Source organism: Mesorhizobium sp. M0615 (assembly GCF_040320805.1).
Taxonomy (GTDB): domain Bacteria; phylum Pseudomonadota; class Alphaproteobacteria; order Rhizobiales; family Rhizobiaceae; genus Mesorhizobium.
Genome location: NZ_JAMYQI010000031.1, coordinates 1 through 25,708, shown reverse-complemented (window position 1 = coordinate 25,708; position 25,708 = coordinate 1). Strand labels below are relative to the sequence as shown.

Below are 25,708 nucleotides of genomic sequence, written 5' to 3'. Positions count from 1 at the left end.
CTTGGCGCTGCGGCGGACGCATAGGGGGAGAGAAGTGTCACCTATGTATCCGGTTCAAAGTGTTACCCATCTATCGGCTGGACACAATAGGGTCTCGAACTCTCTGGAGAACGTTCACTCCGCCCTCTCCCCATGCTAACCACCGCTAATGGCGCAGAAAAAAGGATACGAAGTCGATTCGTGGCTGGCGAAGCCTGACGCGCGCATATCGATCGTCCTGCTTTACGGACCCGACCGCGGCTTGGTCGCCGAGCGGGCCAAAGCCTTTGCCGCGAAAACCGGCCTGTCGCTCGACGATCCGTTCTCCGTCGTCCGGCTCGACGGCGCGGAGGTCGATCGCGACCAGGGCCGGCTGCTGGACGAAGCCCGCACCGTGCCGATGTTCTCCGACCGGCGGCTTCTGTGGGTGCGCAACGCCAGCGGCCAGAAGCCGCTGGCTGAGGACGTCAAGGCGCTGACCGCGGAGCCCGCGCGCGACGCGATCATTCTCATCGAGGCCGGCGACCTGAAAAAAGGCGTCGGGCTGCGCGCCGTGGTCGAGGCGGCCGACAACGCCATGGCGCTGCCATGCTATGCCGATGAAGCGCGCGACATCGACAGCGTCATCGACGACGAGTTGCGCAAGGCCGGCATGTCGATGGCGCTCGACGCACGCCAGGCGCTGCGCCGCAATCTCGGCGGCGACCGGTTGGCCTCACGCGGTGAGATCGAAAAACTGGTGCTTTATGCCCACGGCCAGAAGGACATCAGCCTCGACGACGTAAGGGCGATGTCCGGCGACGTCTCCGGCGCCTCCTTCGACGACGCGGTCGATGCTGTGCTGGAGGGCAGGATCGGTGACTTCGACACCGCCTTCACCCGCCACTGCCTGTCCGGCGGCCATCCTTTCCTGGTACTGTCCTCGGCGATGCGGCAGCTGCAGCAGCTTCAGGTCATGCGCGGCCAGATGGACACCGCCGGCCGCAACGCCGCCTCGGCAGTGGCCGGCGCCCGTCCGCCGGTGTTTTTCTCGCGGCGCAAGCTGGTGGAGAAGGCGCTGGAGCGCTGGAACGTCGAGGCGCTCAGCCGCGCGCTGAACCGGCTGCAATCGGCCGTGCTGCAGACTAGGCGCAGGCCGGATTTGTCGGAAGCGCTGGCGCGGCAGGCGCTGCTCGGCATTGCGGTGGAGAGCGCGAGGCTGGCGCAGCGGTGATCTCCCCCCTTGAGGGACTGTTGCAAAATTGGGTGGATGTGATTCCCTGTTTTTGAAACGGGGATTTTGCCATGACGACAAAGCCGAGCGGTCAGTTCAGTTTTGTAGAGGCTCTGCTGCCGCAGGGTCTTGGTCGGAGCGGACGACTGGACCGGCTGTCGTCGCTGGTGAAGTGGTATCGCTTCGAGAAGATCCTGGCGCGGCTGCGCTCGCCAACTGGGCCGGGGCGGCCTGCGTACAATTCGCTGGTGATGTTCAAGGCGCTTCTGCTGCAATCCTTGTATGGGCTGTCGGACAACGAACTGGAGGGAGGCGCTCGCCGATCGGCTGTCGTTCCGCCGCTTCGTTGGACTGACGCTCGAGGAGACGGTGCCCGACCACACCACGCTCAACCGCTTTCGCAATCTTCTCGTGGAGGCCGGGCTTCTGGAGAAGCTGTTTGGCGAACTGGACCATCAACTGGACAAGGCCGGGCTGATCCTGCGGCGCGGCACGATGCTCGATGCCACGGTGATCGAGACGGCGGCGGCACGGCCGCCCAGTGGGGCCGCGCACGAAGCGGGCGATGCCGGCGATCCCGATGCCGGCTTTACACGCCGGCAGGGCAAGCCTGGCTCCTCCTACGGCTACAAGGCCCATGTCGGCGTCGACCAGGGTTCTGGTCTGATCCGCCGGGTGAGGACGACAGCAGCCAACGTCAACGACACGGTCGAGGCGGATCATCTGATCTGTGGCGACGAAGGCGCGGTGCTGGCGGATGCGGCCTATCACACCAAGGCGCGCGAGCTGTCGCTGAGGCAGCGCGGGATCAAGCCGCGGCTGATGCGGCGGGCCAACAAGCATCATCCGCGCCTGCCGGCGCGCCTGAAGCAGTTCAACCAACTGATCGCCCGGCAACGTTTTGCCGTCGAGACGACCTTCGCCACCTTGAAGAACCGCATGCGACTTTGCGCCATCCGCTATCGCGGTCTGGCCAAGGCGGCAGGACAGGTTCTCATCGCCGCCATGGCCTTCAACATGCGTCGCTGGGTGACGCTGGCGACCTGATCTAGGGTCGCACTGCGCCCGAAATCCGCCGAATACGCCAACTCCTACCCCATCTGGCCACAAACCAGCGCCGGAAACCACCTCGCATTGCCCTTGCCGTCTCTCTCCACGCCCAAAGCCTATAACGCAACGGGCCCCTTGAGGGGGAGATGTCGCCAAAGGCGACAGAGGGGGTCGCGGCGCGTGGAGCGCTGGCGCCTTTCGCAACGACAAACGAGGTCGGCGCTTGATGGGAGACGACCCTTCTGGCCTGCCGGCCATCTCCCCCTCAAGGGGGGAGATCAGCAGTTCGATCCCTTCGGCAATCGCCAATAAAAAGAAGAGCCGGCAACCGCCAAGCCCTTTCTTCATCCTAAGCCAGACTTCATTCGCCGGCTAAATATGGCGCAACCCCAACCCTCTACCGCTCATCCTTCAACCGCCGGCATAGCTCGTCGAGCTGCTCCAGACTGCGGTAGTCCACGCGGATCGCGCCGCCCCTGCCCTTGTGCTCGATGGTGACGATCATGCCGATCGTGTTGGTCATCAGCCTTTCCAGCGCCAGCGTGTCGGCATCCTTGCCCGATACGCCGTGTGATGGTTTTGCCTTGGGCGGCGTGCCGCCCGCCGGCATCTGCGCCAGCGCTTCCGCCTGGCGCACCGAAAGCCCCTCCTCGACAATCTGCTTGGCGAGCCCAGCTGGATCCTGCGCCGTGACCAGCGTGCGGGCGTGACCGGCTGACAGCGCGCCGTCGACCAGCATGTCTCGGATGACGTCGGGCAGCTTCAGCAGCCGCAGCGTGTTGGCGACGTGGCTGCGGCTCTTGCCGATGACATTGCCGAGATCGGCCTGGGTGTAGCCGTGATCGTCGATCAACTGCTGGTAGCCGAGCGCCTCCTCGACCGGATTGAGGTCGGTGCGCTGGACGTTCTCGATGATCGCCAGTTCGAGCGCCGTGCGGTCGTTGACGTCGCGGACGATGATCGGAATCTCGGTCAGCCCGGCGCGCTGCGCGGCGCGCCAGCGTCGCTCGCCGGCGATGATCTCATAGCGCCCGGCCTGCGTCGGCGAAGGCCGCGCCACCACCGGCTGCACCACGCCATGTTCGCGGATCGACTGGGCGAGATCGGTCAGGTCGGCGTCGCCAAAGTGCCGGCGCGGGTTTTTCGGGTTCGGGCTCAGGAACTCTATCGGCACCTTGCCGTCCGCATTCAAGCCCGGCTTTTCGGCTGCCACCGGGCGGTCGATCTCGCCGATCAGCGCCGCCAGTCCACGCCCCAGTCTCTTTCTCGAAAGGTCTTCGCTCATCTCAATTCCAGATTCTTGATCGTTTCGGTGCCGGATCGCTTTGTTTATCGACCCTATGCGGCGCGCAATTTACGCTCGCGGCGGATCACTTCGGACGCCAGCTGCAGATAGGCCTGGCTGCCTGAGCACTTGAGATCGTAGAGGATTGCCGGCTTGCCGTAGGACGGCGCCTCGGACACCCGCACATTCCTAGGAATGATCGTCTCGTAGACCTTGTCGCCCATGTGTGCCCGCACGTCCTGCACCACCTGGTTGGCGAGGTTGTTGCGGCCGTCATACATGGTCAGCACGATGCCCTGGATGATCAGGTCCGGATTGATCGAACGGCGCACCTGCTCCACCGTTTCCAGGAGTTGGCTGAGCCCTTCCAGCGCGAAGAACTCGCACTGCAGCGGCACAAGAACAGAATCGGCTGCCGCCATTGAATTCAAAGTCAAAAGGTTGAGCGAGGGCGGGCAGTCGATCAGCACATAGCCGAACGGCGCACCGCGCTCGGTGGCGGCGCGCAGCGCGTTGCGCAGCTTAAGCACGCGATCCGGCGCCGAGGCGATTTCCATCTCGATGCCGAGCAGATCGAGCGTCGACGGCACGATCGACAGGCCGGGCACCGCCGTCGGAATGGCCGCCTCTTCCAGGCCCAGTTCGCCGGTCAACACGTCATAGGAGGAGACGGTGCGATCCTTGCGGTCGATACCGAGACCCGTCGAGGCATTGCCTTGCGGGTCGAGATCGACGATCAGCACCTTTTCGCCGATCGCGGCCAGCGCCGTGGCCAGATTGATGGCGGTGGTGGTCTTGCCGACGCCGCCCTTCTGGTTGGCGACGGTGATGATGCGAGGTCCGGTTTTCATGGGTCTGTGCCAGGTATTCATGTGGGCCAGGTATTCATTGCGTCGCCAAGGTTGCGAAGGAGAGCTTACGCCGTCCGCAGATCGGTCACTTCGAGGATGACGCCATGGGCGTCGGTCATGCTCGGATGTTCTACCAGATCGAAAGCCCAGCGGTGAGTGCTTTCTTCCACCTCGGAGCGGTAATCCCGGCCTTTGTGGAAAAGCGCACGTGACCCCTTGGTCAGCCATGGCGCCGACAGGTCAAGCAGCGCTGGCAGCGCGGCCAGCGCCCGCGCCGTGATGATTTCCGGTTCGGAAACAAGCGCATAGCTGTCGTCGATGCGCCGGGCGACGACCCGTGCCGGCAAACCGAACTGGCCAATGACCGCCTGCAAAAACGATGCTTTCTTGCGGTTGCTCTCGACCAGATCGATCGACGCGCCTTCGCGTTCGACCAGCAGGAAGGCCAGCACCAGGCCCGGAAAACCGCCGCCCGAGCCGAGATCGGCCCAGCGTTTGGCCTGCGGTGCGATTCGCGCCAGTTGCGCGCTATCCAGAATGTGGCGGCCCCAGACGTCGTCCAGCGTCGACGGCGCGGCCAGATTGATGCTTCGGTTCCATTTCAGGAACAGCTGTTCGAACGCCACCAGGCGATCGAATGTTTCACGTGAAACCGGTCCCGCAGCCTCTTGCAGGCTCGCCCATGAGGCAGAGCTCACGCAACGGCCCTTTGGGCGGCCGACTCGGCGTTGCGGACGTGCGCGACGATGATGGCCAGCGCCGCCGGCGTCATGCCTTCCATACGCTGCGCGTCAGCGATCGACCGCGGCTGACGCGTTAGCATCTTCTGCTTCAGCTCATTGGACAGGCCAGGAACATCGGCGAAATCCACCGACGCCGGGATCAGCCGGCTTTCCTCGTGGCGGATTTGTGCGACATCTGCCTGCTGGCGATCGAGGTAAACCGAGTATTTCGCTTCCGTTTCGAGCCGCTCAGAGGTTTTGACATCGATTGCGCCAAAGGCCGGCACAACACGGGCGAGCCAGGCGATATCGACGCCGGGATAAGCGAGCAATTCATAGGCGGAGCGGCGCACGCCGTCCCTGTTGATCTCCAGCCCATGCCGCGCCGCTTCGTTGGGCGTCATCGTCGTCGCAACTGCGAGTTCGCGCGCCCTATCAAGATCCTGTGTGACTTCATTGAACCGCCGCGTCCGCTCCGGCGACACGATACCAAGCTGATTTGCCAGAGGCGTAAGCCTTTCATCGGCATTGTCGGCGCGCAGCGATAGGCGAAACTCCGCCCGCGAAGTGAACATGCGGTAGGGCTCGGCAATGCCGCGGCTGGTGAGGTCGTCGACCATCACACCGATATAGGCTTCGGTGCGGCTGAGCACGATTTGGTCGTCGGCCGCCGCCTTGCGCGCGGCGTTGAGCCCGGCGAGCAGGCCCTGCGCTCCGGCTTCTTCATAACCGGTGGTGCCGTTGATCTGACCGGCGAGGAAAAGCCCCGCAATACGTTTGGCCTCAAGCGTCGGCTCCAACTCGCGCGGATCGACATGGTCGTATTCGATGGCGTAGCCGGGCTGCAGCATGGTCGCCCGCTCTAGCCCGGGTATAGTTTTGAGAATGTCGAGTTGCACATCCTCGGGCAGGGAGGTCGAAATGCCATTGGGGTAGACCGTGTCGTCGTCCAGCCCTTCCGGCTCGAGGAAAATCTGGTGGCCTTCGCGATCGCCGAACTTGACGATCTTGTCTTCGATCGACGGGCAGTAACGTGGACCTACGCCTTCGATCGAGCCGGAATACATGGCGGAGCGGCGGATATTGGCGCGGATCAGCGCGTGCGTCGCCGGCGTCGTACGCGTGATGCCGCAATGGATTTGCGGATTCTTGATTGTGTCGGTGAGCAGCGAGAACGGCACTGGATGTTCGTCGGCCGCCTGGCTTTCCAGCGACGCCCAGTCGATGGTTCGGCCATCGAGCCGCGGCGGCGTCCCGGTCTTCAGCCGTCCAAGCGCGAAACCGGCGCGGCTCATCGTCGCCGACAGGCCAAGGCTCGCTTGCTCGTTCATCCGCCCGGCGACAATCTTCCTGTCGCCAATGTGAATAAGACCGCGCAGAAAAGTGCCGGTGGTCAGCACCACGGCGCCGCACGCCAACCGGCGCCCGTCGGCCAGGAGCACAGCGGCGATGCGTCCATCCACGATGTCGAAGTCCAGAACCTCGCCTTCGACGACGTCGAGACCGTTCTGCTGCCGAATCGCTTCCTGCATGGCCAGCCGGTAAAGCTTGCGGTCGGCCTGCGTGCGCGGCCCGCGCACGGCAGGGCCTTTGCGGCGATTAAGCAGGCGGAATTGGATGCCGGCAGCATCGGCGATGCGGCCCATCAGCCCGTCCATGGCGTCGATCTCACGCACCAGATGGCCCTTCCCGAGGCCGCCGATCGCCGGATTGCAGGACATGACACCGATCGTGTCGAAGCGCAGCGTGATCAGCGCGGTCCTGGCACCGGCGCGCGCGGCAGCGCTCGCAGCCTCGCACCCGGCATGGCCACCGCCCACCACAACCACATCATAGCGATCGATCATTGTCCCTTCCAGATTCAGAGATTTCCCGACACATGTCCCCACGAGAGGACGCTGTCAAGGATTTGCAGGTTGATTCGTTCACGGGGAACGGAGTGCTGAAAGCCGCAGAGGTGTTTCACGTGAGTCATGGAAGCGGCGACAATTACCTCGGCTGGCGCTGCCCCTCATCTGCCTGCCGGCATCTTCTCCCAGTGAACAAGGAGGAGCTCAAGCGCTGGCGCGCTTCGGTGGTTGGCGAAATCCCGGATAACAGTATCTTTCTCCCCGTCACCGCACGTGAGAAATGCCCGGGAGGACAATGAGGGGCGGGGCCGGCCTTCGGCACTTGCCGTTTTTGCCAAACTCCTCATTTCACGTGAAACACGCACTAGGGCGGCCCCCTGTGTTTCACGTGAGTCACTCACACAGCGCGCCCCCCTGTCTCACGTGAGTCACTTTCCAACGCAAAATTGCGAAAAGATTACGTCCAGCAGGTCCTCGACATCCACCGCGCCGACAATCCGGCCGAGCCGGTCCGCCGCAAGACGCAGCTCCTCCGCCCGCAGCTCCTGGCCGCGCTCTTGCCCCGACAAAGCCGAGATCAGAAAGCGCCTGGTCTCATTGAGCAGCTCCACATGCCGCAACCGAGACGGCAGGATGTCACCGGCATCGCCGATAGCAGCTGCGGCGCGCCTGCCGATCTCGGCCAGGAGTTCAGCCAACCCAGTGCCGTCCACCGTCGAGATCAACGCATCATAGGCCTCCAATCGCGGCGAACCTTTCAAGAGATCGACCTTGGTGCCGATTCTCAAAACCGGGGCGTCGACAGGCATGTTGCCGATCGCACTCGGGTCCGCCAGATCTTCCAGCAACAGCACCAGGTCAGCTGTGTGCGCCTTGGCCCGCGCCTTTTCGATACCGATCGCTTCGATCTTGCCGGGCGCCTCGCGCAGGCCCGCGGTGTCGGTTACCCTGACCCGCACTCCGTGGACATCCAGCACCACTTCGAGCAAGTCCCGCGTCGTGCCGGGCTCGTCGGTAACAATCGCCGCCTCACGCCTGGCCAGCGCGTTGAACAGGCTGGATTTTCCGGCGTTCGGTGCACCGAGGATGACAACCTCAAACCCGTCACGGATGATCTCGGCGGCATGGAAGCCATCGACATGCCGGCCGATCTCCCCCACCATTGCGCGCACATCGGACCAAACCGTGTCCGAAACCGAACCGGGCACGTCGTCTTCGTCGGCGAAGTCGATTTCCGCCTCGATCATCGCCCGTGCATGGATCAGCCGACGGCGCCAGCCAAGATAGAGTTCGCTTTGCACTCCTTCGGCATTCTGCACGGCAAAGCGCCGCTGCGCTTCGGTTTCGGCATTGACCAGATCGGCCAACGCCTCCGTCTCGACCAGATCCAGCTTGCCGTTGAGAAGAGCCCGGCGCGTAAATTCACCAGGTTCCGCATGACGCACGCCGTCAAACCCGGCAATGATCTCCAGCATCTTGCCGGCCACGGCGCGGCCGCCATGGACGTGGAACTCGGCGACATCCTCGCCGGTAAAACTGTTCGGCCCAGGAAAAAACAGCACCAGGCCGTTGTCGATAAGCGAACCGTCCACCGTTCGGAGCTTGCGCAGGGTTGCAACCCGGTCCTTGACCTTGCCACCGGCAACCGTTTCGACGACGAATCGAGTCTTCGGTCCGGAAATGCGGATGACAGCGATGCCGGCGGGCAGGCGCCCGCTGGAAAGCGCAACGATCGAATCGCCTGAAATCATTTGCCCTTCTCACCGGTCGCCTAGCTGTCCGGTCGACAATCCCACAGTGTCGCGGCCGTCATGAACCGGCTGTTCGTCAATATCAAGGTCGATCGCGAGGAGCGGCCGGACATTACCAAATCTGTATAGCCGCCTGTCATCCATGTGCGAGCAGGCGGGTCCTATCCCGACGCCAAGCAGTTCTGGGCGGGCCAGCAAGCCCTACGGCAGGCCGGCATCGTTAATGCCTGTTCCTGGCCCGGAACCGTGAAGCTGGAGCCCATCTCCCCATGAGGCAAGCCTCGTTCCGGTTGCGAATCGGAAATCCCGACCCGCGTCACGCCGATCGTCTCCGCGATCGGAACGGATGCGAATCGATCGAACATTGGCCAGTGGCATCCGGCCGCCAACCGGCAGACCGGAGCTATGCACCGGCTATCCTGCCCGTGGCGCCGGATCCGTAGGAACCGAGCCGCTGTTGCGACGGCAGGTCAACCGGTGTTTCCGTCCAACGCCGAAGGAAGCGGCGTCGCATCACTGGATGGCGACCGCGGCCCGAACAGCAAATCCTTGGCCGCGACCACCGCTCCGACCGTGATCAGGATGCAAGCAACAGCCACCGACCAGTGAAACACACCAAAGCCTGCCAGCAGAAGCACGATGACCGAGAAGAGGGGCGCGGCATAGGAGAGGGCGCCGAGGATCATGATGTCCCCGTGCTTGCAGCCATAGTCCCAGGCGTAAAAGCCGGCGCCTAGCGGTATTACGCCCAAGATGACGATGGCGCTCCACTGCGTCGCAGTCTGTGGCCAGACGGTGGTCTCAAGGGTGAGGTGCAGCACCAAGGCGACCGCAGCCGTGATGAAGCAGTAACCGACGACCACATCGGTCGGCACCTTGCCAAAGCGGCGCGATAAAACCGAATAGCCGGCCCAGATGAAAGCGCAGAACAGCGCGATGACATGCCCCTTCATCACACCATTGGCCAGTCCGATCGTGCCGCCCTTGGTGATCACCACAATGGCGCCGGCAAAGCCGAGCATGACGCCGGCAATGTGATGGGCCCTCAGCTTTTCTCCAGGCAGGAAGGCGGCAAAGACGACGATCAGCAACGGCCAGAGATAGGCGATCAGGCTGACCTCGACCGGCGGCGCCGACTGGATGGCGAAGAAATAGGCGCAGTGATAGATGCACAGCCCCGCTGTGCCGAGCGCCCAGACCTGCCACGGCTGGCGCAGCGACTTGATCGCCGCCGGACGGACAAGCCAGCTCGACGCGCCGACCAACCCGCCAAGCAGAAATGTCATCGCCGCCAGCTGAAAGGGCGGAATCGGTCCCGCCGCCGTCGAAAGCAGCGCCAAGAACGACCATGTCAGGATGGCCGAGAAGCCGATCAGGGTTGGGATTGCTTTCTCCATGCGGCTTCCGATCTTCGAGACGCGATTACTCGCATGACGACAGCTATGGAAATTGCCGCCCAAGGCCACGCCCTGTCGGAAATGCGACCTGTTTGCCCCCGCAATGAAAAACCCCGTCCCAGTTCCCGGAACGGGGCTTCAATGCGAAACGATGGCCGACGAGAAGCTTACGTGTTCATTGAATCGAAGAAATCGGCGTTGGTCTTGGTCTGCTTCAGCTTGTCGATCAGGAACTCGATCGCGTCGGTGGTTCCCATCGGCGCCAGGATGCGGCGCAGGACGAAGATCTTCTGCAGATCCTGCTTGGAGACCAGCAGGTCCTCCTTGCGGGTGCCCGACTTCAAGATGTCCATGGCCGGGTAGATGCGCTTGTCGGCGACCTTGCGGTCGAGCTGGATTTCGCAGTTGCCGGTGCCCTTGAACTCTTCGAAGATGACTTCGTCCATGCGGCTGCCGGTGTCGATCAGCGCGGTGGCGATGATGGTCAGCGAGCCGCCTTCCTCGATGTTGCGGGCCGCGCCGAAGAAGCGCTTCGGCCGCTGTAGCGCGTTGGCGTCGACACCGCCGGTCAGCACCTTGCCGGAGGACGGCACAACGGTGTTGTAGGCACGGCCGAGGCGGGTGATCGAATCGAGCAGAATAACGACGTCGCGGCCATGCTCGACCAGGCGCTTGGCCTTTTCGATGACCATTTCGGCGACCTGGACGTGGCGCACCGCCGGTTCGTCAAAGGTCGAGGACACGACCTCGCCCTTCACCGAACGCTGCATGTCGGTCACTTCTTCTGGCCGTTCGTCGATCAGAAGTACGATCAGATAGCATTCCGGATGATTGGCCGTGATCGAGTGGGCGATATTCTGCATCAGCACCGTTTTGCCGGTACGCGGCTGCGCGTTGATGAGCGCGCGCTGTCCCTTGCCGATCGGCGCCACCAGGTCGATCACCCGCGACGAGATGTCCTTGCCGGTCGGATTGTCGATCTCCATCTTCAGCCGCTTGGTCGGATAGAGCGGCGTCAGATTGTCGAAATGGATCTTGTGACGGATCTTTTCGGGATCGTCGAAATTGATCGTGTTGACCTTGAGAAGGGCGAAATAGCGCTCGCCCTCTTTTGGGCTGCGGATCGGCCCTTCGACGGTATCGCCGGTCTTCAAGGAGAAGCGGCGGATCTGCGAGGGCGAGATGTAGATATCGTCGGGACCCGGCAGATAATTGGCGTTGGCTGAGCGCAGGAAGCCGAAACCGTCCTGCAGCAACTCGACCACACCATCGCCGATGATCTCGACGTCCTGGGCGGCCAATTTCTTCAGGATGGCAAACATCAGTTCCTGCTTGCGCATGACGCTGGCGTTTTCCACTTCGAGCGATTCGGCATAGGCGATCAGCTCTGGCGGCTTCTTGTTCTTGAACTCTGCGAGTTTCATTTCTTGCATAGACGGACTCTGAATCTGCTTTGGGGAAAATATATCGGCTGGATGCGATAAATGCCGGGCGCGGCCGAAAGCAATCAAGGGCGGCGCATGACGGGAAGGAAGACCCGTCTTTTATCGTCGGTCGGGGGAAAGAGCAAGCTGCGTTTTGTCGACCGAAATGGGCCTAGAACGGCTTGACGACAACCAGGATGACGATGGCGATCATCAGCAATGTGGGGATCTCGTTGACGATTCGCCAGTGCCGCGCCGGTTTTTCATTGCGGTCCTCGGCGAATTTCCTGACAGCACCGGCCAGATAGCCATGCACGCCCGACAGCAACAGCACCAAGCCTATCTTGGCGTGCAGCCAGCCGCCGTGAAAGCCAAACACTTTCCAGGCAAGCCAAAGCCCGAACACCCAGGTGACGATCATCGCCGGATTGATGATGCCGCGCAGCAGACGCCGCTCCATCACCTTGAAGGTCTCCGATTGGACGGACCCCTTCTCTGTGTCGGCGTGGTAGACCAGCAATCGCGGCAGATAGAGCATGCCGGCCATCCAGGAGATGACGGCCAGGATATGGATTGCCTTCGCCCAGGGATAGAAACCCTCAGGCGCAAAGAAAAACAAAAGTGCGGTGAGAACAACCAGCACTCCGATGCCGATGGTCATCCGCATCATCGCCCCACGAGTGCTGTTGCCGCCCGTATTATCCGATTGAGCCATCAGCGTGTCGCGCTCCGCACCTGCTTCACCATCGCCTCGACATGCGCCACCGGCGTCTCCGGCGTAATGCCATGGCCGAGATTGAAGATCAGCGGTCCGTCGCCCAGTGCCTTGAGGATCGCATCGACGCCGTCCGACAGGGCTTTGCCGCCAGCCACGAGCCGCAAGGGATCGAGATTGCCCTGGACCGCCCCTGAATGCTGCAGTTCGTTCGCAGCCGACAGGGGCACGGTCCAGTCGATCCCCAGCCCCGTCACCCCGGTCTTCTCACGATAGGTCTCGTAGCGGGCGCCGGCGCCCTTGGGAAAGCCTATGATCGGAACATCGCGATGAACCGCACGAACTTGCCTGACGATCTCCGCCACCGGTTGCACGCAGAACTGCTCGAAAGACGCATCATCAAGCACGCCGGACCAGGAATCGAAAATCTGCACCACGTCGGCACCGGCTTCGATCTGGCGGATCAAATAGGCCGCGGAGTGATCGGCGAGCACTTTCAGGAGATGCTTGAAGGCCGTCGGTTCGCGATAGGCAAACAGCCGCGCCGGCGCTTGGTCGGGTGTGCCGTGGCCAGCGATCATGTAGGTCGCCACCGTCCACGGCGCGCCGCAGAAGCCGATCAGCGTGGTCTCGTCAGGCAATCTTGCCCGCAGCCGGCGAACCGTTTCGTAGACCGGTTCGAGATTCACGTGAAACGTTTCACTGTTGAGAGCCGAAATCTCAGCTGCAGTGATTGGCGTCAGCAGCGGCCCGCGGCCCTCCTCGAAGCGGACATCGCGTCCCAGCGCATGCGGCACGACCAGAATGTCAGAGAACAGGATCGAGGCATCGAAGCCGAAGCGCTCGATCGGCTGCAGCGTCACTTCGACAGCCAGATCAGGATTGTAGCAAAGATCGAGAAAGGACCCGGCGCGCTTTCTGGTCTCGCGGTACTCCGGCAAATAGCGCCCGGCCTGGCGCATCATCCAGAGCGGCGGCGGAAACACTGCCTCGCCTCTCAGCACGTCCAGCACGATGCGGTTCTCGGGCATTGAGCGCTCTCTTCCCTGCCTTCTCTATAATTAAATAGTCTATTTCTAGAATTTTCTGATTCTAAGAGTCTGTTGGTATCGGTGGTTGTCACCTGTCCCGCTTTGCCCTGGAAAAGGCCAGCCAGCATTTTGTCGCGTGTTTCTTCCGCGGGATTGTCAAAGAGTGTGGATGACCAGGATTCCATCACTGGAGTCAATGGTTTGGCGTAGCCGCTGAAAAACCGCCTCTGTGGATGAAGCGCTGGCAAAAACGCCCGTCCCCAGATTTGTCCCCAACCGCACAGTGAAGCTGACAGCGCATCGAATTGTGGACAACTGGCCTTCTGATACAGTCGCCTCCAGCCGGTCGCCTTTGCGGTCCCTATTTATCCACACAAGCCCACAGCCTGAGGCACCCCCTGTGAACAAACCCCAGAGCTTCTTTCACCTGCACCTGATCTCCGACGCCACCGGCGAGACGCTGCTGGCGGCCGGCCGCGCCGCCTCGGCGCAATACAAGGATGCGCGCGCCATCGAGCATATCTATCCGCTCATCCGCACCGAAAAGCAGGTGGCGAAAGTCTTCGAGGACATAGAGGAGGAACCGGGCATCATCCTCTACACCGTCGTCGACCAGAAGCTGGCGCGCGGCATTGACGAGCGCTGCGCCACCATGGGGCTACCCTGTGTTTCGGTGCTGGAGCCGGTCCTCACCGTCTTCCAGTCCTATCTCGGCACGCCGGCCGGCCGCCGCGTCGGCGCCCAGCATGTGCTCGACGCCGATTATTTCCACCGTATCGACGCACTCAATTTCACCATGGAGCATGATGACGGCCAGCTGCCGCTCAATATGGACGACGCGGATGTGGTGCTGATCGGCATTTCCAGGACATCGAAGACGCCGACCAGCATCTATCTCGCCAACCGCGGCATCAAGACCGCCAACATCCCGATCGTGCTCGGCGTGCCGGTGCCCGAAAGCCTGGTCGCTGCCACCAAGCCGCTGATCGTCGGGCTGATCGCCACCGCCGAACGCATCTCGCATGTCCGGCAGAACCGCGTGCTCGGCAACAGCAGCACCTACGAAGCGACCGACTATGTCGACCGTGCCTCGATCGCCGAAGAGCTCGCCTATGCCCGCCAGATCTGCACCCGCCACAATTGGCCGATGATAGACGTCAGCCGCCGCTCGATCGAAGAGACCGCGGCAGCCATTGTTGCCCTGCGGGGGAAGAATAGATGATGGGATGGCAACGCGACCTCCTGCCCCAATCAACCAATATCGACCAGGCCCAGAACCCATGACCGAAAAAATCATCCTCGCCTCCGGCAGCCCGTTCCGCAAAGCAATGCTCATCAATGCCGGGCTCGGCATCGAAGCGGTGCCTGCCGATGTCGACGAGCGTGCGCTCGAGGCGCCGTTGCAGGACAGCGGTGTGTCGCCGGAAGATGTCGCCCTGATACTCGCCGAAGCCAAGGCGACCGAGGTCAGCGAACGCAGACCGGGCGCCCTGGTGCTCGGCTGCGACCAGACTTTGTCACTGGGAGATGAAGTGTTCCACAAGCCGGCCGACATGGAAGGCGCCCGCCGCCATCTGCTGGCGCTGTCAGGCAAGACGCATCAGCTGAACAGCGCCGCCTTGCTCTGCCGCAACGGCAAGGTGCTGTGGCGCCATGTCGGCATCGCCAGCCTTACCATGCGCAAGCTCGATCCGGCCTTCGTCGGCCGGCACCTGGCCCGCGTCGGCGCCAAGGCGTTGTCGAGCGTCGGCGCCTACCAGATCGAGGGCGAAGGCATCCAGCTGTTCGAAAAGATCGAAGGCGATTATTTCACCATTGTCGGCCTGCCGCTGTTACCGGTGCTGGCGGAATTGCGTGCGCTCGGAGCCATCGATGGTTGAGAAAAAAGCTTTCGTCACCGGCCATCCGATCGCGCATTCGCGCTCGCCGAAGATCCACGGCTATTGGTTGAACACATACGGCATCGACGGCAGCTATCATGCGATCGATGTCGCGCCGGCCGATTTTCCCGAGTTCCTCTCTTCCCTCCAGGCCAATGGCTATCAGGGCGGCAACGTCACCATTCCACACAAGGAAGTCGCCTTTGCCCGGGTCGAGCGCCGCGACGAGGCGGCGGAGATGATCGGCGCGGTCAACATGCTGTGGCTGGACGACGGCGTGCTGTGGGGCGGCAATTCGGACTGGATCGGCTTTGCCGGCAATCTCGACGAGCATGCCCCGGGCTGGGAGAGAAACGCTCCGGCCGTGGTGCTCGGCGCCGGTGGCGCGTCGCGCGCGGTCATCCACGCGCTTAAAGTGCGCGGCATTAAAGATATCCGCATCGTCAACCGCACATTGGCGCGGGCGCAAGAACTCGCCGACCGCTTCGGGGCCGGCGTCTCGGCGCATGGCGCGGTCGGCGACTTGCTTGGCGATGCCGGCTTGCTGATCAACACGACGGCACTTGGCATGCATGGCGATGCGACGCTGGCCGCCGATCCGGCCGGCCTGCCAGCTCACGCCATTGTCGCAGACATCGTCTATGTGCCGCTGGAAACACCGCTGCTTGCCGCTGCCCGCGCGAGAAATTTGAAGACGGTCGACGGGCTCGGCATGCTGTTGCACCAGGCTGTGCCCGGTTTCGAACGCTGGTTCGGCAAGATGCCGCAGGTCACGCCTGAGTTGCGACAGATGATCGTCGCCGACATCCTCGCCAAATGATGGGTCGCAAATGATGGGCGCCAAATGATGACCGTGCTCGGCCTCACCGGATCGATCGGCATGGGCAAGTCGACGACGGCGAAAATGTTCGTCGACGCCGGCGTGCCGGTGCATGACTCCGACGAGACCGTGCATCGCCTCTATGCCGGCAAGGCAGTACCTCTCGTCGAGGCGGCCTTTCCCGGCACCGTGATTGCCGGTTCGGTCGACCGCACCGAGTTGGCGCGCCGCGTGCTCGGCAACGCTGCTGCGCTGAAGACATTGGAGGCGATCGTCCATCCGCTGGTGCGGGCCGATGCCGATGCCTTTCTGGCAAGGCACCGCGCCGCCGGCGCGCCGCTCGTCGTGCTCGACATTCCGCTGCTGTTCGAAACCGGCGGCCGCAACCGTGTCGACAAGGTCGTCGTCGTCACCGCGCCGGCCGATATCCAGCGCGCCCGCGTGCTGGCGCGTCCTGACATGAGTGAGGAAAAGCTGGCGGCCATCCTGGCCAAGCAGGTGCCCGACGCCGAAAAACGCCGGCAGGCCGATTTCGTGATCGACACCGGTGAAGGCATGGACGCCGCCCGCGCCGCGGTCGGCGCGATCATTGCCGAGCTCTCAGGACGCTGAGCTCGCCTGCTAACTCCTGGGGGATAAGTCGCGCCCATCAGGCTCCTGACGGCAGGCTGTCGGCATTGCCCATTGCCATTTTGTTCCGCTCCATGATTCTACTCCTCCAGGAGTGAGTTGATTCTATGCGTGAGATCATTTTCGATACCGAAACCACCGGACTCGACATGCGCGACGACCGCATCATCGAGCTTGGCGGCGTCGAGCTGGTCAACCGCTTCCCGACCGGCCGCACCTTCCACAAATTCATCAATCCGCAGGGGCGCGCCGTCCATGTCGAGGCGCAAGCCGTGCACGGCATCAGCGCCGCCGACCTCGTCGGCAAGCCGACCTTTGCCGAAATCGCCGAGGAATGGCTCGCCTTCACCGACGGCGCCAAGCTCGTCGCCCACAACGCCAATTTCGACATCGGCTTCCTCAACACGGAATTCGGGCGGCTCGGCCAGCCGGCCATAGACACCGGGCGCGTCGTCGACACGCTGGCGCTGGCGCGGCGCAAGCATCCGATGGGCCCCAATTCGCTCGACGCGCTCTGCCGCCGCTACGGCATCGACAACGGCCACCGCACCAAGCACGGCGCGCTGCTCGATTCCGAGCTCCTGGCCGAAGTCTACATCGAACTCATCGGCGGCAAGCAGGCCGCACTTGTCCTCGACGCGGTCGTGGTGCAGCTCAACAGCAATGGCGACGTTGCCGACATCGACATCTCGATCGCCGCCAGGCCAATCGCCCTGCCGCCGCGCCTGACTGAAGGTGAGCGAGCGGCGCATGCGGGGCTGGTGGCAACGCTGGGCGAAAAGGCGCTGTGGCTGAAGGTGGCGGCGGGGTGAACGGATCGCGGAGGTAGCGTTCCGTCACACCCCTCTCTGGCCTGCCGGCCATCTCCCCCTCAAGGGGGGAGATCAGCAGCTTCGCCGCTCCAGCCCATTCCTGCAACGTCTAAAGTTGGCGAAGGTCGCGATGACGGCCAATCTCCCCCCTTCAGGGGGAGATGCCTGGCAAGGCAGAGGGGGGTGCTGTCCCGCCAGCATCTCAGTAGACAAAAAGCCCGGCACGAAGCCGGGCTTTCAACTCATGCGCGCGACGCGAGCCTTCAGCTAACCTTGACCTTCGATGCCGCCTGGTCCTCGGCCAGCTTCTGCTGGAACATCTGGGCAAAATCGATCGGGTCGAGCATCAACGGCGGGAAGCCGCCATTGCGGGTGGCTTCGGCGATGATCTGGCGGGCGAACGGGAACAAGAGCCGCGGGCATTCGATGAACAGGATCGGCAGCATGTGCTCCTGCGGGAAGCCGGCGATGGCGAAGACGCCGCCATAGACCAGTTCGACATTGAACAGCACTTCCTGGTCGAAGGACGCCTTGGCGTTCAAGGTCAGATTGACGTCGAACTGCTTGTCGGAGAGCGGGTTAGCATTGACATTGACGTTGATCGCAATGCCGGGGGCCTTGTCGCGGCCGCGCAGCGAGTTCGGCGCGCCGGGGCTTTCGAAGGACAGGTCCTTCACATACTGGGCAAGCACGTTGAGCGACGGCTGCGCCGTTTCGCCGTTGCCGTTGGCGGCGCCGACCGGCGCGTCATCTTTGCTGGCCATGAGCCTTGTTCCTTTTGCCTGGACAGCAGCGCTGACCGAATTGAAATCGGGCGTTGGCTAGCATGGTCGGCATGACAAGACAAGGTTTGCCGCCTTCAGGCCGAAGGGGTCGATAGTCAGTCGTTGGCAAGGTGACGTTCAGTCGTCCTTCAGGCGGCGCCACGGCGAGTTATGGTCGGGACCGCGCTTGAAATCGTCCTCGCGCGAATAGTCGCGGTCGTCGAGGTCGATGACCTTGTCACGCGACCTGCCGCGAAAACCGCCGGCGGTGAAATCGGTCGCGACGACGATGCGGCCCTTGAGCCTGCGCCAGGCAAGGTCGCGCACCGGCGGCAGGAACAGCAGCAGGCCGATAATATCGGTAATGAAGCCGGGGATGATCAACAGGATCGCGGCGACCACGATCATGGCGCCATGCGCGAGCTGGCGGCTGGGGTCGCCGCCGCCGGCCATCTCGGCACGGACCCGCGCCATGACACCAAAACCCTGGTGCCGGAGCAGAAGCACGCCGGCAATGCTTGAAGCCAGCACCAGGCCGACCGTGGCGAGCGCCCCGACCTCGCGGCCGACAATGACGAAACCGGCGATTTCCAGCAGCGGCAGCGCAAGCAGGAACAGAGGAAGGAAGGAAATGCGCAAGTCTTGACCGATCGTTTCCATGTTTGCCGGGCGGCGCATAATCGCCGCTGGCACTGAGGCCGTTAGATAGGTATGCCTGCCTTTGATTTGAATGATTGCGCCATGCGTTCTATATGCTTTGCATGTTTAACGCCATGCGACCGCCGCCCGATTGGCTGGCGGTCCCGGCCAGGTCAGGGATTGATTGGCGAAAGATATGGGATTCTTCGACTTCGGCACCATTTTCTTTCTGATTGCGGCGGTGGTGATCTTTTTCCAGCTGCGCAACGTGCTTGGCCGCCGCACGGGCAGCGAGCGCCCGCCCTTCGATCCGTACACGGCCAGCCGCACCGAGAAGGACGCGACCCAGAAGCCCGAAAATGTGGTTTCGCTGCCACGCAAGCGCATGCCGGGCGAGACGGCTGCCGAGACCTATGCGGCCATCGATGCCTTCGCCAAGCCCGACACCGACCTCAACAAGGGCCTGCGCGCGATCAAGGACAATGATCCCTCCTTCGACCCCAAAGTCTTCGTCGACGGCGCCAAGATGGCTTATGAGATGATCGTCATGGCCTATGCCGATGGCGACCGAAAAACGCTGAAAAACCTGTTGTCGCGCGAGGTTTTTGACGGCTTCGTTGCCGCGATTGGCGACCGCGAGGCGAAAGCCGAAAAGATCCAGTCCTCCTTCGTCGGCATCGACAAGGCCGACATCGTCTCGGCCGAGATGAAAGGCGGCGAGGCCCACATCACGCTGCGCATCGTGAGCGAACTGATTTCGGCGACCCGCGACAAGGCGGGTGCCGTCATCGACGGCGATCCCGAGACGGTGGCCGAGGTCAAGGATGTCTGGACCTTCGCCCGCGACACACGCTCGCGCGATCCGAACTGGAAGCTGGTCGCCACCGAGGAAGAAGACTGAGCCTATGCATGTCGCCCCGTGCGGGCAGCTTTTTTGGGATAGCGACATGCAGGCAAACATGGGCAGTGGCGAGGCTGAGGTGTCGCTCTCGCCGCTTTTTGTGGAAAAGTCCTTCGATGATCTTCCCGGTTGGAATTCCGATGACCATCTGCCGGCTTTCGAAGCCTTCCGCCGTTCGGCCTTTCATGTCCTGAGCAAGCCCTACCGCACCGGTTCGTTGGGCGTCCGGTTCGACGCGTTTGCCGCCGCTTATGACGAGGCGCGCACCGTTTCGCCGGCGAATCGGTCGGCGGCCAAGGCTTTTTTCGAGCGCCATTTCGCCCCAGTCCAGATTCGATCCGAAAACCCCGGCCTGGTCACCGGCTTCTACGAGCCGGAGGTCGAGGCCTCACCAGTGCGCACGGATGAATTCACGGTGCCGCTGCTGGCGCGGCCTTCCGATCTCGTCGACATCGATGATGCCAACCGTCCTCGAGGGATGGACGACTATCTCGCCTTCGCCCGCGATACGCCGCAGGGCCTGGTGGAGTATTTCGACCGCAGTGAGATCGAGAGAGGCGCGCTGGCCGGCCAAGGCCTGGAAATCGCCTGGCTTGCCGACAAGGTCGACGTCTTCTTCATCCATGTGCAAGGTGCGGCCAGGCTGAAGATGACCGACGGCCGGCTTTGCCGCGTCACCTACGCCGCCAAATCCGGCCAACGTTTCAGCGGTCCGGGGAAGATTCTCGCCGAACTCGGCGAAATCCCACTGGAAAAAGTGACGATGCAGTCTATCCGCGCCTGGTTCAGGGCGCATCCGGATCGCGTCGACGAGATCCTCTGGCAGAACCGCTCCTACATCTTCTTTCGCGAAGCCGATGTCGACGATGCCGCACTCGGTCCTATCGCCGCCGCCAAGGTGCCGTTGACGCCGGGCCGTTCGCTCGCGGTCGACCGGCTGCTGCACACATTCGGTACCCCCTTCTACATCGACGCTCCGTCGCTGACCGCCTTCGACGGAAAACCGTTCCGGCGGCTGATGATTGCGCAGGACACCGGCTCGGCCATCACCGGACCGGCGCGGGGCGATCTGTTCGCCGGCTCCGGCGATGCGGCCGGCGAGATCGCCGGCGTCGTTCGCAATGCGGCCGATTTCTATGCCTTGGTTCCACGCGCTCTCGTTTCGGAATCGAATCGATGAGCAAGCGCCCCGATAAACTCAACGAAGACGATCGGGTGCTGTGGAACCTGGTGGCGCGCACCGCCCGACCGCTGAAGGGCCGGACCGCGGTCGAGTTTCCCGACATCGTCGTCGACCCTAGGCCGGCACAGACGCCGGTCGCTGTCGGTCCGGTCCTCGCCGCCAAGCCGAAGGCGCAACATGTATCGCACGCGCTGGACGAGCCGACATTGGACAAGCTGAAGAAGGGCCGGCTGCCGATCGAAGGCCGCGTCGATCTGCATGGCATGACTCAGGACGAGGCCTATTCGCTGCTGTTTTCGTTCCTGCACCGGGCCCATGCCGGCGGCATCCGCTATGTCCTCGTCATTACGGGAAAAGGGTCGTCGTCGGGCGGCGACGGCGTCTTGCGGCGCGCCGTGCCTGCCTGGCTGTCGACGCCTGCCTTCCGGCCGCTGGTCTCCAGCCACGATCACGCCGCCCGCAACCACGGCGGTTCGGGCGCGCTCTATGTTCGACTCAGGCGAACCCGCTGATGACGCCGTTCGGCGAAAAACTGCGGGCGCTTCGAGCCGAGCGCGGCTTGCTCCAGAAGGACATGGCGCAGGCGATCGGAGTCAGCGCCGCCTATTTGTCGGCGCTGGAACATGGCCGCCGCGGCGCGCCGACCTGGACGCTGATCCAGAAGATCATCGGCTATTTCAACGTCATCTGGGACGATGCCGAAGAGCTGGCGCGTCTGGCCGAGGCCTCACATCCGCGGGTGAGACTCGATACGTCCGGCCTCAGTCCTGCCGCCACCGAGTTGGCCAATCTCTTGGCCGAAAACATCGAGAAGCTGGACGAAGCCGAGCTTGCCCGCATCACCGGCTCGATCCGGGCGGCACTGGAGCGGCGTAAGTAGGGCGGCGCCAAGGCCACGAATGCTCATCAATAGCGCCGGCATTTCATCCTGAAGGCGATGCCCGCCGGCCGTTAGCCAGCGGGCATATAGCGAGATTACTTCGCGCCGGCCTGGCCGCCACGGCCGCCAGTGCTGTCATGATCGCCGCCGCGACCGCCACCCAGGCAGTCCGAGGTGAGATCGCAACAGCGATTGCCCCACTGGTTGTTCTTGGCGCAGCCGGTCTGGTCGGCCATAGCGGATCCGGCCAGGGACGATACCGCGATGGCGGCGAGGAAAGCATTACGCAGGAAAGCAGTCATTTGAAGTCTCCATGGTTGGGTTTCTGTTTACGGCTGTGTGTCGCCGCTGGAGACGGTTTGGTTCACGCAGGTAGCGAAATTTTTTGAGGAGGCGTTTCGAGAGATAAGATTTCGAGGGCAGCGCTGCCCTCATCCGCCTGCCGGCACCTTCTCCCCGTAGTGACGGGGGAAGGGAGATAGCCGCTGCGCCGGCACCTATTCCGCAGCGTTGATGAGGGCAGCGCTGACTCATCCTGAAGATGGCGCGCGGGCCGATATCCCGCTCGTTCGAAAGCGTCGTGTCCTTACTGAACCGCGCCGACCAGTACCTGCTGGCCGCCGCGGATCGAGACCCAGCGGCCGGTGTTGTCGATGGCCTGCCGCTTGAGGAAGCGATAGCCGGTGGCGTCCCAGATCTTCACCTTGTCGGTCAGATTGTCGAGGACGTAGTCGCCCCTGTCGGTGCGCACGGTCAGCACGGCATGGCCTTCGCCGTCCGGCTTGCGCACGACGGTGATCAAGAGATCGGCCAGCGACACGCCAGAGCGCGAGAGCAGGCGGCGCTTTTCCAGCACATAGTCTTCGCAATCGCCGACGCCCTTGTCGGGATAGGCCCAGACCTCGTCCTTGCCATAGATGTCGTAGTCGCTCATCGGCTTGACGGCGGCGTTGACCCTTGACGTCACGTTGATCAGCTTGCGCATGAAGGCGTCGGTCATCGCGGCGGGGTTGAGGTTGCTCGGCCGGATCGAGCATTCGCCGGGCTGGGTTTTACAGAAATCATAGTGGCCGATCGGCTGCGAGGTCATGCCGCCCGTCGCCATGGCGCCGCCTGCAAGTGCCGGCACTGCCCAGCACGCAGAGATCGCCAGCCCTGCTGCCGCCCACAAGCGCAGCGTCCGTGCCATCGGTGAGGAAGTCATTGTCCCCGTTCGCCCTTGTTCTTAACGAAAGGTTAAAGGGGATTTACACTCCGTGTCAATTATCGGGGGAGCCAGATTCTTCGGCATGGTTACCCGCGCCCGCCCAACAGCGTCTATTGTGCAACAGAACGCCTGTGGCGCGCAAAATCGCCCCGCTTTTGCGGGCAATGCACGCTGCAGCCGGATCGAGCCTCAGCCTTTGGCGGAGCGGACCAGCTTGGGTTTCACCGCTACGCGTGTTTGGCGGCCGTAGCTTGTGATGAAATCGACGATGCGCGGCACGATTTCCGAGCGGAATCGCGACCCGTTGAAGACGCCGTAATGGCCGACGGCCGGCTGCATGTAATGCGCATGCCGGTCAGCCGGGATGTTGGGGCAGAGATCGTGGGCGGCCTGGGTCTGGCCGAGACCGGAAATGTCGTCGTTCTCGCCTTCGACCGTGAACAGCGCGACATTGCGGATCGCCTTGGTGTCGACAACCTCGCCGCGATGCGTCATCTCGCCCTTGGGCAGCGCATGGCGCACGAACACCGTGTCGACGGTCTGCAGATAGAATTCCGCCGTCAGGTCCATCACCGCCAGATATTCGTCGTAGAAATCGCGGTGCTTCTCGGCATTGTCGCCGTCATGCTTGACCAGGTGCATGAAGAAGTCCTTGTGGGCGGTGATGTGCCGGTCGAGGTTCATGCTCATGAAGCCCGACAACTGCAGGAAGCCCGGATAGACTTCGCGGCCGAAGCCCGGCACCGGCCAGGGCGCGTGCATGATGACGCTGTCGCGGAACCAGTCGATGCCCTTTTCCTTGGCCAGAAGATTGACCGCGGTCGGATTGCGGCGGGTGTCGATCGGCCCGCCCATCAACGTCATGGTCGAGGGCACGAAGGGATCGCCGCGCTTTTCCATCAGCGCCACCGCCGCCAGCACCGGCACCGAAGGCTGGCACACCGCCATCACATGGGTGTCCGGCCCCAGCGCATGCAGCATGTCGATGATGTAGTCGATATAATCGTCGAGGTCGAAATGGCCGTCGGTCACCGGCACCATCCGGGCATCGACCCAGTTGGTGATGTGCACGTCGGCATAGGGAAGCATCGCCTCGACCGTGCCGCGCAGCAGCGTCGCATAATGGCCCGACATCGGCGCCACGATGAGAAGCTTGGGGTCGGCCTTTCGCCCGGCGGGCACCGACCGCTCGAGGCGGGTAAGATTGCAGAACGGCTTCGACCACACCGTCTTTTCGCTGACCTCGACGCTCTTCCAGTCGACCACGGTCTTGCTCAGGCCGAAATGCGGCTTGCTGTAGCGGCGCGTCGTGCGCTCGAACAGTTCGGCGGTGGCGGCGACCGAGCGGCCCCACGGCGTATGCGAAAACGGGTTGAGCGGGTTGGTGTAGAACAGCCGCATCGCATCGGCATAAAGCCGCGCGGGCTGCAGGGCGGCATGGTTCATTTCATAGAGCTGGTAGAACATCAGGTACTCCGCAGCTGCCGTGACCCAAGGGACGACGGACAGCGCCGAGCCTTGAATGTCTCGCGCGGAGGTTAACAAGATATTGCTGCGATGCAATACGTCACGTGGCGTGACATATGCCAATCTTTCGTCCAAGGCATTGAGAAACCGCGTTGGGCGGGTGCAGCCGGCTCAATGTGCACTGCAAAATGCAAGGCTGTTGGACAACGGGGCAGGATGTGTCCGGCCCGATCGGGCCGGACTTGGACAGATCTAGACGCGCGCCATGCACACCGAGGTATGGCCGGAGCCGATGAAGCCGAGCTGGCCGGCGGCGCCCTTGGACAGATCGAGCACGCGCCCTTTGATGAACGGGCCGCGGTCGTTGATGCGCACGATGACGCTGCGGCCATTATTCTGGTTGGTCACTTTCAACTTGGTGCCGAAAGGCAGGCTGCGGTGCGCGGCGGTCAGCGCCGACGGGTTCATGCGTTCGCCATTGGCGGTCCTGGAATGCAGTGCGTACCAGGAGGCGCGGCCGCACTGGCCAGCGGCGGAGGAGGCGGATGCACCGACCATTAGGCCAGCCGCGATCGTTACCGCGACAAGCGCGGTCTGGTTTGTTTTCTTCATGTTGGGGGGATTGGCTCCGTTTTCGACAGACCCCAGCCGTTAAGTGCCGAATAAGGCGGGAAATGCGGCAAGCATCGGGCAGTTCCGTGGCACCGGCACACGTTTGGAGTCGCTGGGAAACAGTTTGTCAGGCATCTTTCGTGTGGCGCGGCCGTATCGCCGGCGATATTGCGAGCTGTTTCACAGATTCCGTGAGCAAGGCAGGACGTTATAGTACAAGTAGAAGAGAGCGCGATTGGGCGCCGTCCTTTCGCTCTGTCATCACGGTCATGGCGCAGTTGACGATCGACTTCGGAAAGGAATCTTGGCGATGAGACTGTTCAGATATCTGCTGGCTCTGATCGTACTGACCATCGGCGCGCTGTGGTCGCTGCAAGGCATTGGCGTGGTCGGCGGCAGCTTCATGACCGGCCAGTCGCAATGGCTCTATATCGGCATCGTGACCATGCTGGTCGGTTTCGCCGGGCTGGTATGGGCGAGCCGTTCGCCGGGGTGAGTTGCGACGAAAGTCGACCGCCACAGATCGACCCCCACTCCGTCGAGCTTCGCTAGGGCCCCGGGGTTTTTTTAAAAAATTAAGCTGGCGGCGAACACTAGGGTGGTGTTATAGGTGGTGGGGGGTGGATTTAAAAAAAAGAGTGGGGG

General features: G+C 62.8%; 26 protein-coding genes and 2 pseudogenes. 13 read left to right on the top strand and 15 right to left on the bottom strand.

The window, feature by feature from the left end:
• Nucleotides 1–148: 148 nt before the first annotated feature.
• Nucleotides 149–1,192 carry a DNA polymerase III subunit delta gene (holA, locus tag NKI46_RS30300; RefSeq protein WP_023750940.1) on the top strand — a complete coding sequence of 348 codons (1,044 nt, stop codon included), beginning with the start codon at nucleotides 149–151 and terminating at the stop codon, nucleotides 1,190–1,192.
• Between the two features lie 71 nt (nucleotides 1,193–1,263).
• Nucleotides 1,264–2,239 (top strand): annotated as a pseudogene (locus NKI46_RS30295) (IS5 family transposase).
• A gap of 400 nt (nucleotides 2,240–2,639) precedes the next feature.
• On the opposite strand, the gene NKI46_RS30290 reads toward NKI46_RS30295, so the two are convergent.
• The 5 genes from NKI46_RS30290 to mnmE form a co-directional block, all read right to left on the bottom strand.
• On the bottom strand, nucleotides 2,640–3,527 hold the full coding sequence (locus NKI46_RS30290) for a ParB/RepB/Spo0J family partition protein (protein ID WP_352749537.1): 888 nt from the start codon (nucleotides 3,525–3,527) through the stop codon (nucleotides 2,640–2,642).
• Nucleotides 3,528–3,580: 53 nt separating this feature from the next.
• Nucleotides 3,581–4,378 (bottom strand): ParA family protein, encoded by a 798-nt coding sequence (locus NKI46_RS30285; RefSeq protein WP_023672118.1) that lies wholly within the window; start codon nucleotides 4,376–4,378, stop codon nucleotides 3,581–3,583.
• Between the two features lie 65 nt (nucleotides 4,379–4,443).
• Nucleotides 4,444–5,076 (bottom strand): 16S rRNA (guanine(527)-N(7))-methyltransferase RsmG, encoded by a 633-nt coding sequence (gene rsmG, locus NKI46_RS30280; RefSeq protein WP_352749535.1) that lies wholly within the window; start codon nucleotides 5,074–5,076, stop codon nucleotides 4,444–4,446.
• Nucleotides 5,073–6,947, bottom strand: coding sequence for a tRNA uridine-5-carboxymethylaminomethyl(34) synthesis enzyme MnmG (gene mnmG / locus NKI46_RS30275; protein ID WP_352749532.1), 1,875 nt, complete (start codon nucleotides 6,945–6,947; stop codon nucleotides 5,073–5,075). Before mnmG ends, rsmG begins: the two co-directional genes overlap by 4 nt.
• Nucleotides 6,948–7,378: 431 nt before the next feature.
• Nucleotides 7,379–8,701 (bottom strand): tRNA uridine-5-carboxymethylaminomethyl(34) synthesis GTPase MnmE, encoded by a 1,323-nt coding sequence (gene mnmE / locus NKI46_RS30270; RefSeq protein ID WP_352749529.1) that lies wholly within the window; start codon nucleotides 8,699–8,701, stop codon nucleotides 7,379–7,381.
• Nucleotides 8,702–8,737: 36 nt separating this feature from the next.
• Between mnmE and NKI46_RS31005 the strand changes: the two are divergent.
• Nucleotides 8,738–8,914: pseudogene (locus NKI46_RS31005) on the top strand (DUF255 domain-containing protein); the annotation flags it as partial.
• Between the two features lie 257 nt (nucleotides 8,915–9,171).
• Here the strand turns inward: NKI46_RS31005 and yddG are convergent.
• The 4 genes from yddG to hemE form a co-directional block, all read right to left on the bottom strand.
• Nucleotides 9,172–10,098 carry an aromatic amino acid exporter YddG gene (gene yddG / locus NKI46_RS30260; protein WP_023742022.1) on the bottom strand — a complete coding sequence of 309 codons (927 nt, stop codon included), beginning with the start codon at nucleotides 10,096–10,098 and terminating at the stop codon, nucleotides 9,172–9,174.
• 167 nt (nucleotides 10,099–10,265) lie between these two features.
• The gene (gene rho, locus NKI46_RS30255) at nucleotides 10,266–11,531 is read right to left on the bottom strand and encodes a transcription termination factor Rho (protein ID WP_023672113.1); all 1,266 of its coding nucleotides are present in this window, start codon (nucleotides 11,529–11,531) and stop codon (nucleotides 10,266–10,268) included.
• A gap of 163 nt (nucleotides 11,532–11,694) precedes the next feature.
• Nucleotides 11,695–12,237, bottom strand: coding sequence for a protoporphyrinogen oxidase HemJ (gene hemJ / locus NKI46_RS30250; protein WP_023742021.1), 543 nt, complete (start codon nucleotides 12,235–12,237; stop codon nucleotides 11,695–11,697).
• Nucleotides 12,237–13,268, bottom strand: a complete 1,032-nt coding sequence (gene hemE / locus NKI46_RS30245) for a uroporphyrinogen decarboxylase (protein ID WP_023726726.1) — start codon at nucleotides 13,266–13,268, stop codon at nucleotides 12,237–12,239. Before hemE ends, hemJ begins: the two co-directional genes overlap by 1 nt.
• A 283-nt stretch (nucleotides 13,269–13,551) precedes the next feature.
• On the opposite strand from hemE, the gene NKI46_RS30240 reads away from it, so the two are divergent.
• The 5 genes from NKI46_RS30240 to dnaQ all read left to right on the top strand — a co-directional run bounded on the left by NKI46_RS30240 (nucleotide 13,552) and on the right by dnaQ (nucleotide 17,410).
• Nucleotides 13,552–14,490: a pyruvate, water dikinase regulatory protein gene (locus NKI46_RS30240; RefSeq protein ID WP_502896583.1), complete on the top strand. Its 939-nt coding sequence runs from the start codon at nucleotides 13,552–13,554 to the stop codon at nucleotides 14,488–14,490.
• 58 nt (nucleotides 14,491–14,548) lie between these two features.
• The gene (locus NKI46_RS30235; protein WP_023742018.1) at nucleotides 14,549–15,148 is read left to right on the top strand and encodes a Maf-like protein; all 600 of its coding nucleotides are present in this window, start codon (nucleotides 14,549–14,551) and stop codon (nucleotides 15,146–15,148) included.
• Nucleotides 15,141–15,968: a shikimate dehydrogenase gene (locus NKI46_RS30230; RefSeq protein WP_023742017.1), complete on the top strand. Its 828-nt coding sequence runs from the start codon at nucleotides 15,141–15,143 to the stop codon at nucleotides 15,966–15,968. Before NKI46_RS30235 ends, NKI46_RS30230 begins: the two co-directional genes overlap by 8 nt.
• Nucleotides 15,969–15,995: 27 nt before the next feature.
• On the top strand, nucleotides 15,996–16,580 hold the full coding sequence (gene coaE, locus NKI46_RS30225; protein ID WP_023742016.1) for a dephospho-CoA kinase: 585 nt from the start codon (nucleotides 15,996–15,998) through the stop codon (nucleotides 16,578–16,580).
• Between the two features lie 125 nt (nucleotides 16,581–16,705).
• Nucleotides 16,706–17,410: a DNA polymerase III subunit epsilon gene (dnaQ, locus tag NKI46_RS30220; protein ID WP_023672106.1), complete on the top strand. Its 705-nt coding sequence runs from the start codon at nucleotides 16,706–16,708 to the stop codon at nucleotides 17,408–17,410.
• 263 nt (nucleotides 17,411–17,673) lie between these two features.
• Here dnaQ and secB read toward each other — a convergent pair whose 3' ends face one another.
• On the bottom strand, nucleotides 17,674–18,174 hold the full coding sequence (gene secB / locus NKI46_RS30215) for a protein-export chaperone SecB (RefSeq protein WP_023672105.1): 501 nt from the start codon (nucleotides 18,172–18,174) through the stop codon (nucleotides 17,674–17,676).
• Between the two features lie 138 nt (nucleotides 18,175–18,312).
• Nucleotides 18,313–18,813, bottom strand: a complete 501-nt coding sequence (locus NKI46_RS30210; RefSeq protein ID WP_023742015.1) for an FxsA family protein — start codon at nucleotides 18,811–18,813, stop codon at nucleotides 18,313–18,315.
• Between the two features lie 196 nt (nucleotides 18,814–19,009).
• Between NKI46_RS30210 and NKI46_RS30205 the strand changes: the two genes are divergently transcribed.
• The 4 genes from NKI46_RS30205 (at nucleotide 19,010) to NKI46_RS30190 (ending at nucleotide 21,777) form a co-directional block, all read left to right on the top strand.
• Nucleotides 19,010–19,714 carry a Tim44/TimA family putative adaptor protein gene (locus NKI46_RS30205; protein WP_023672103.1) on the top strand — a complete coding sequence of 235 codons (705 nt, stop codon included), beginning with the start codon at nucleotides 19,010–19,012 and terminating at the stop codon, nucleotides 19,712–19,714.
• A gap of 79 nt (nucleotides 19,715–19,793) precedes the next feature.
• Nucleotides 19,794–20,894, top strand: a complete 1,101-nt coding sequence (mltA, locus tag NKI46_RS30200; RefSeq protein WP_023742014.1) for a murein transglycosylase A — start codon at nucleotides 19,794–19,796, stop codon at nucleotides 20,892–20,894.
• A complete protein-coding gene (locus NKI46_RS30195; protein WP_023742013.1) occupies nucleotides 20,891–21,409 on the top strand; it encodes a Smr/MutS family protein in 519 nt (172 codons plus the stop codon). The genes mltA and NKI46_RS30195 overlap by 4 nt, the downstream gene beginning before the upstream one ends.
• A complete protein-coding gene (locus tag NKI46_RS30190) occupies nucleotides 21,409–21,777 on the top strand; it encodes a helix-turn-helix domain-containing protein (RefSeq protein WP_023742012.1) in 369 nt (122 codons plus the stop codon). The genes NKI46_RS30195 and NKI46_RS30190 overlap by 1 nt, the downstream gene beginning before the upstream one ends.
• 95 nt (nucleotides 21,778–21,872) lie before the next feature.
• Here the strand turns inward: NKI46_RS30190 and NKI46_RS30185 are convergent, their stop codons facing one another.
• The 4 genes from NKI46_RS30185 to NKI46_RS30170 all read right to left on the bottom strand — a co-directional run bounded on the left by NKI46_RS30185 (nucleotide 21,873) and on the right by NKI46_RS30170 (nucleotide 25,063).
• Nucleotides 21,873–22,079 (bottom strand): hypothetical protein, encoded by a 207-nt coding sequence (locus NKI46_RS30185; protein ID WP_023672099.1) that lies wholly within the window; start codon nucleotides 22,077–22,079, stop codon nucleotides 21,873–21,875.
• 284 nt (nucleotides 22,080–22,363) lie between these two features.
• A complete protein-coding gene (locus NKI46_RS30180; RefSeq protein ID WP_023698094.1) occupies nucleotides 22,364–22,981 on the bottom strand; it encodes a transglutaminase-like cysteine peptidase in 618 nt (205 codons plus the stop codon).
• Nucleotides 22,982–23,173: 192 nt separating this feature from the next.
• Nucleotides 23,174–24,451: a polyhydroxyalkanoate depolymerase gene (locus NKI46_RS30175; protein WP_352749526.1), complete on the bottom strand. Its 1,278-nt coding sequence runs from the start codon at nucleotides 24,449–24,451 to the stop codon at nucleotides 23,174–23,176.
• 252 nt (nucleotides 24,452–24,703) lie between these two features.
• On the bottom strand, nucleotides 24,704–25,063 hold the full coding sequence (locus NKI46_RS30170) for a septal ring lytic transglycosylase RlpA family protein (protein ID WP_023672096.1): 360 nt from the start codon (nucleotides 25,061–25,063) through the stop codon (nucleotides 24,704–24,706).
• Between the two features lie 310 nt (nucleotides 25,064–25,373).
• On the opposite strand from NKI46_RS30170, the gene NKI46_RS30165 reads away from it, so the two are divergent.
• Nucleotides 25,374–25,559, top strand: a complete 186-nt coding sequence (locus tag NKI46_RS30165; protein ID WP_023740221.1) for a hypothetical protein — start codon at nucleotides 25,374–25,376, stop codon at nucleotides 25,557–25,559.
• Nucleotides 25,560–25,708 lie beyond the last annotated feature (149 nt).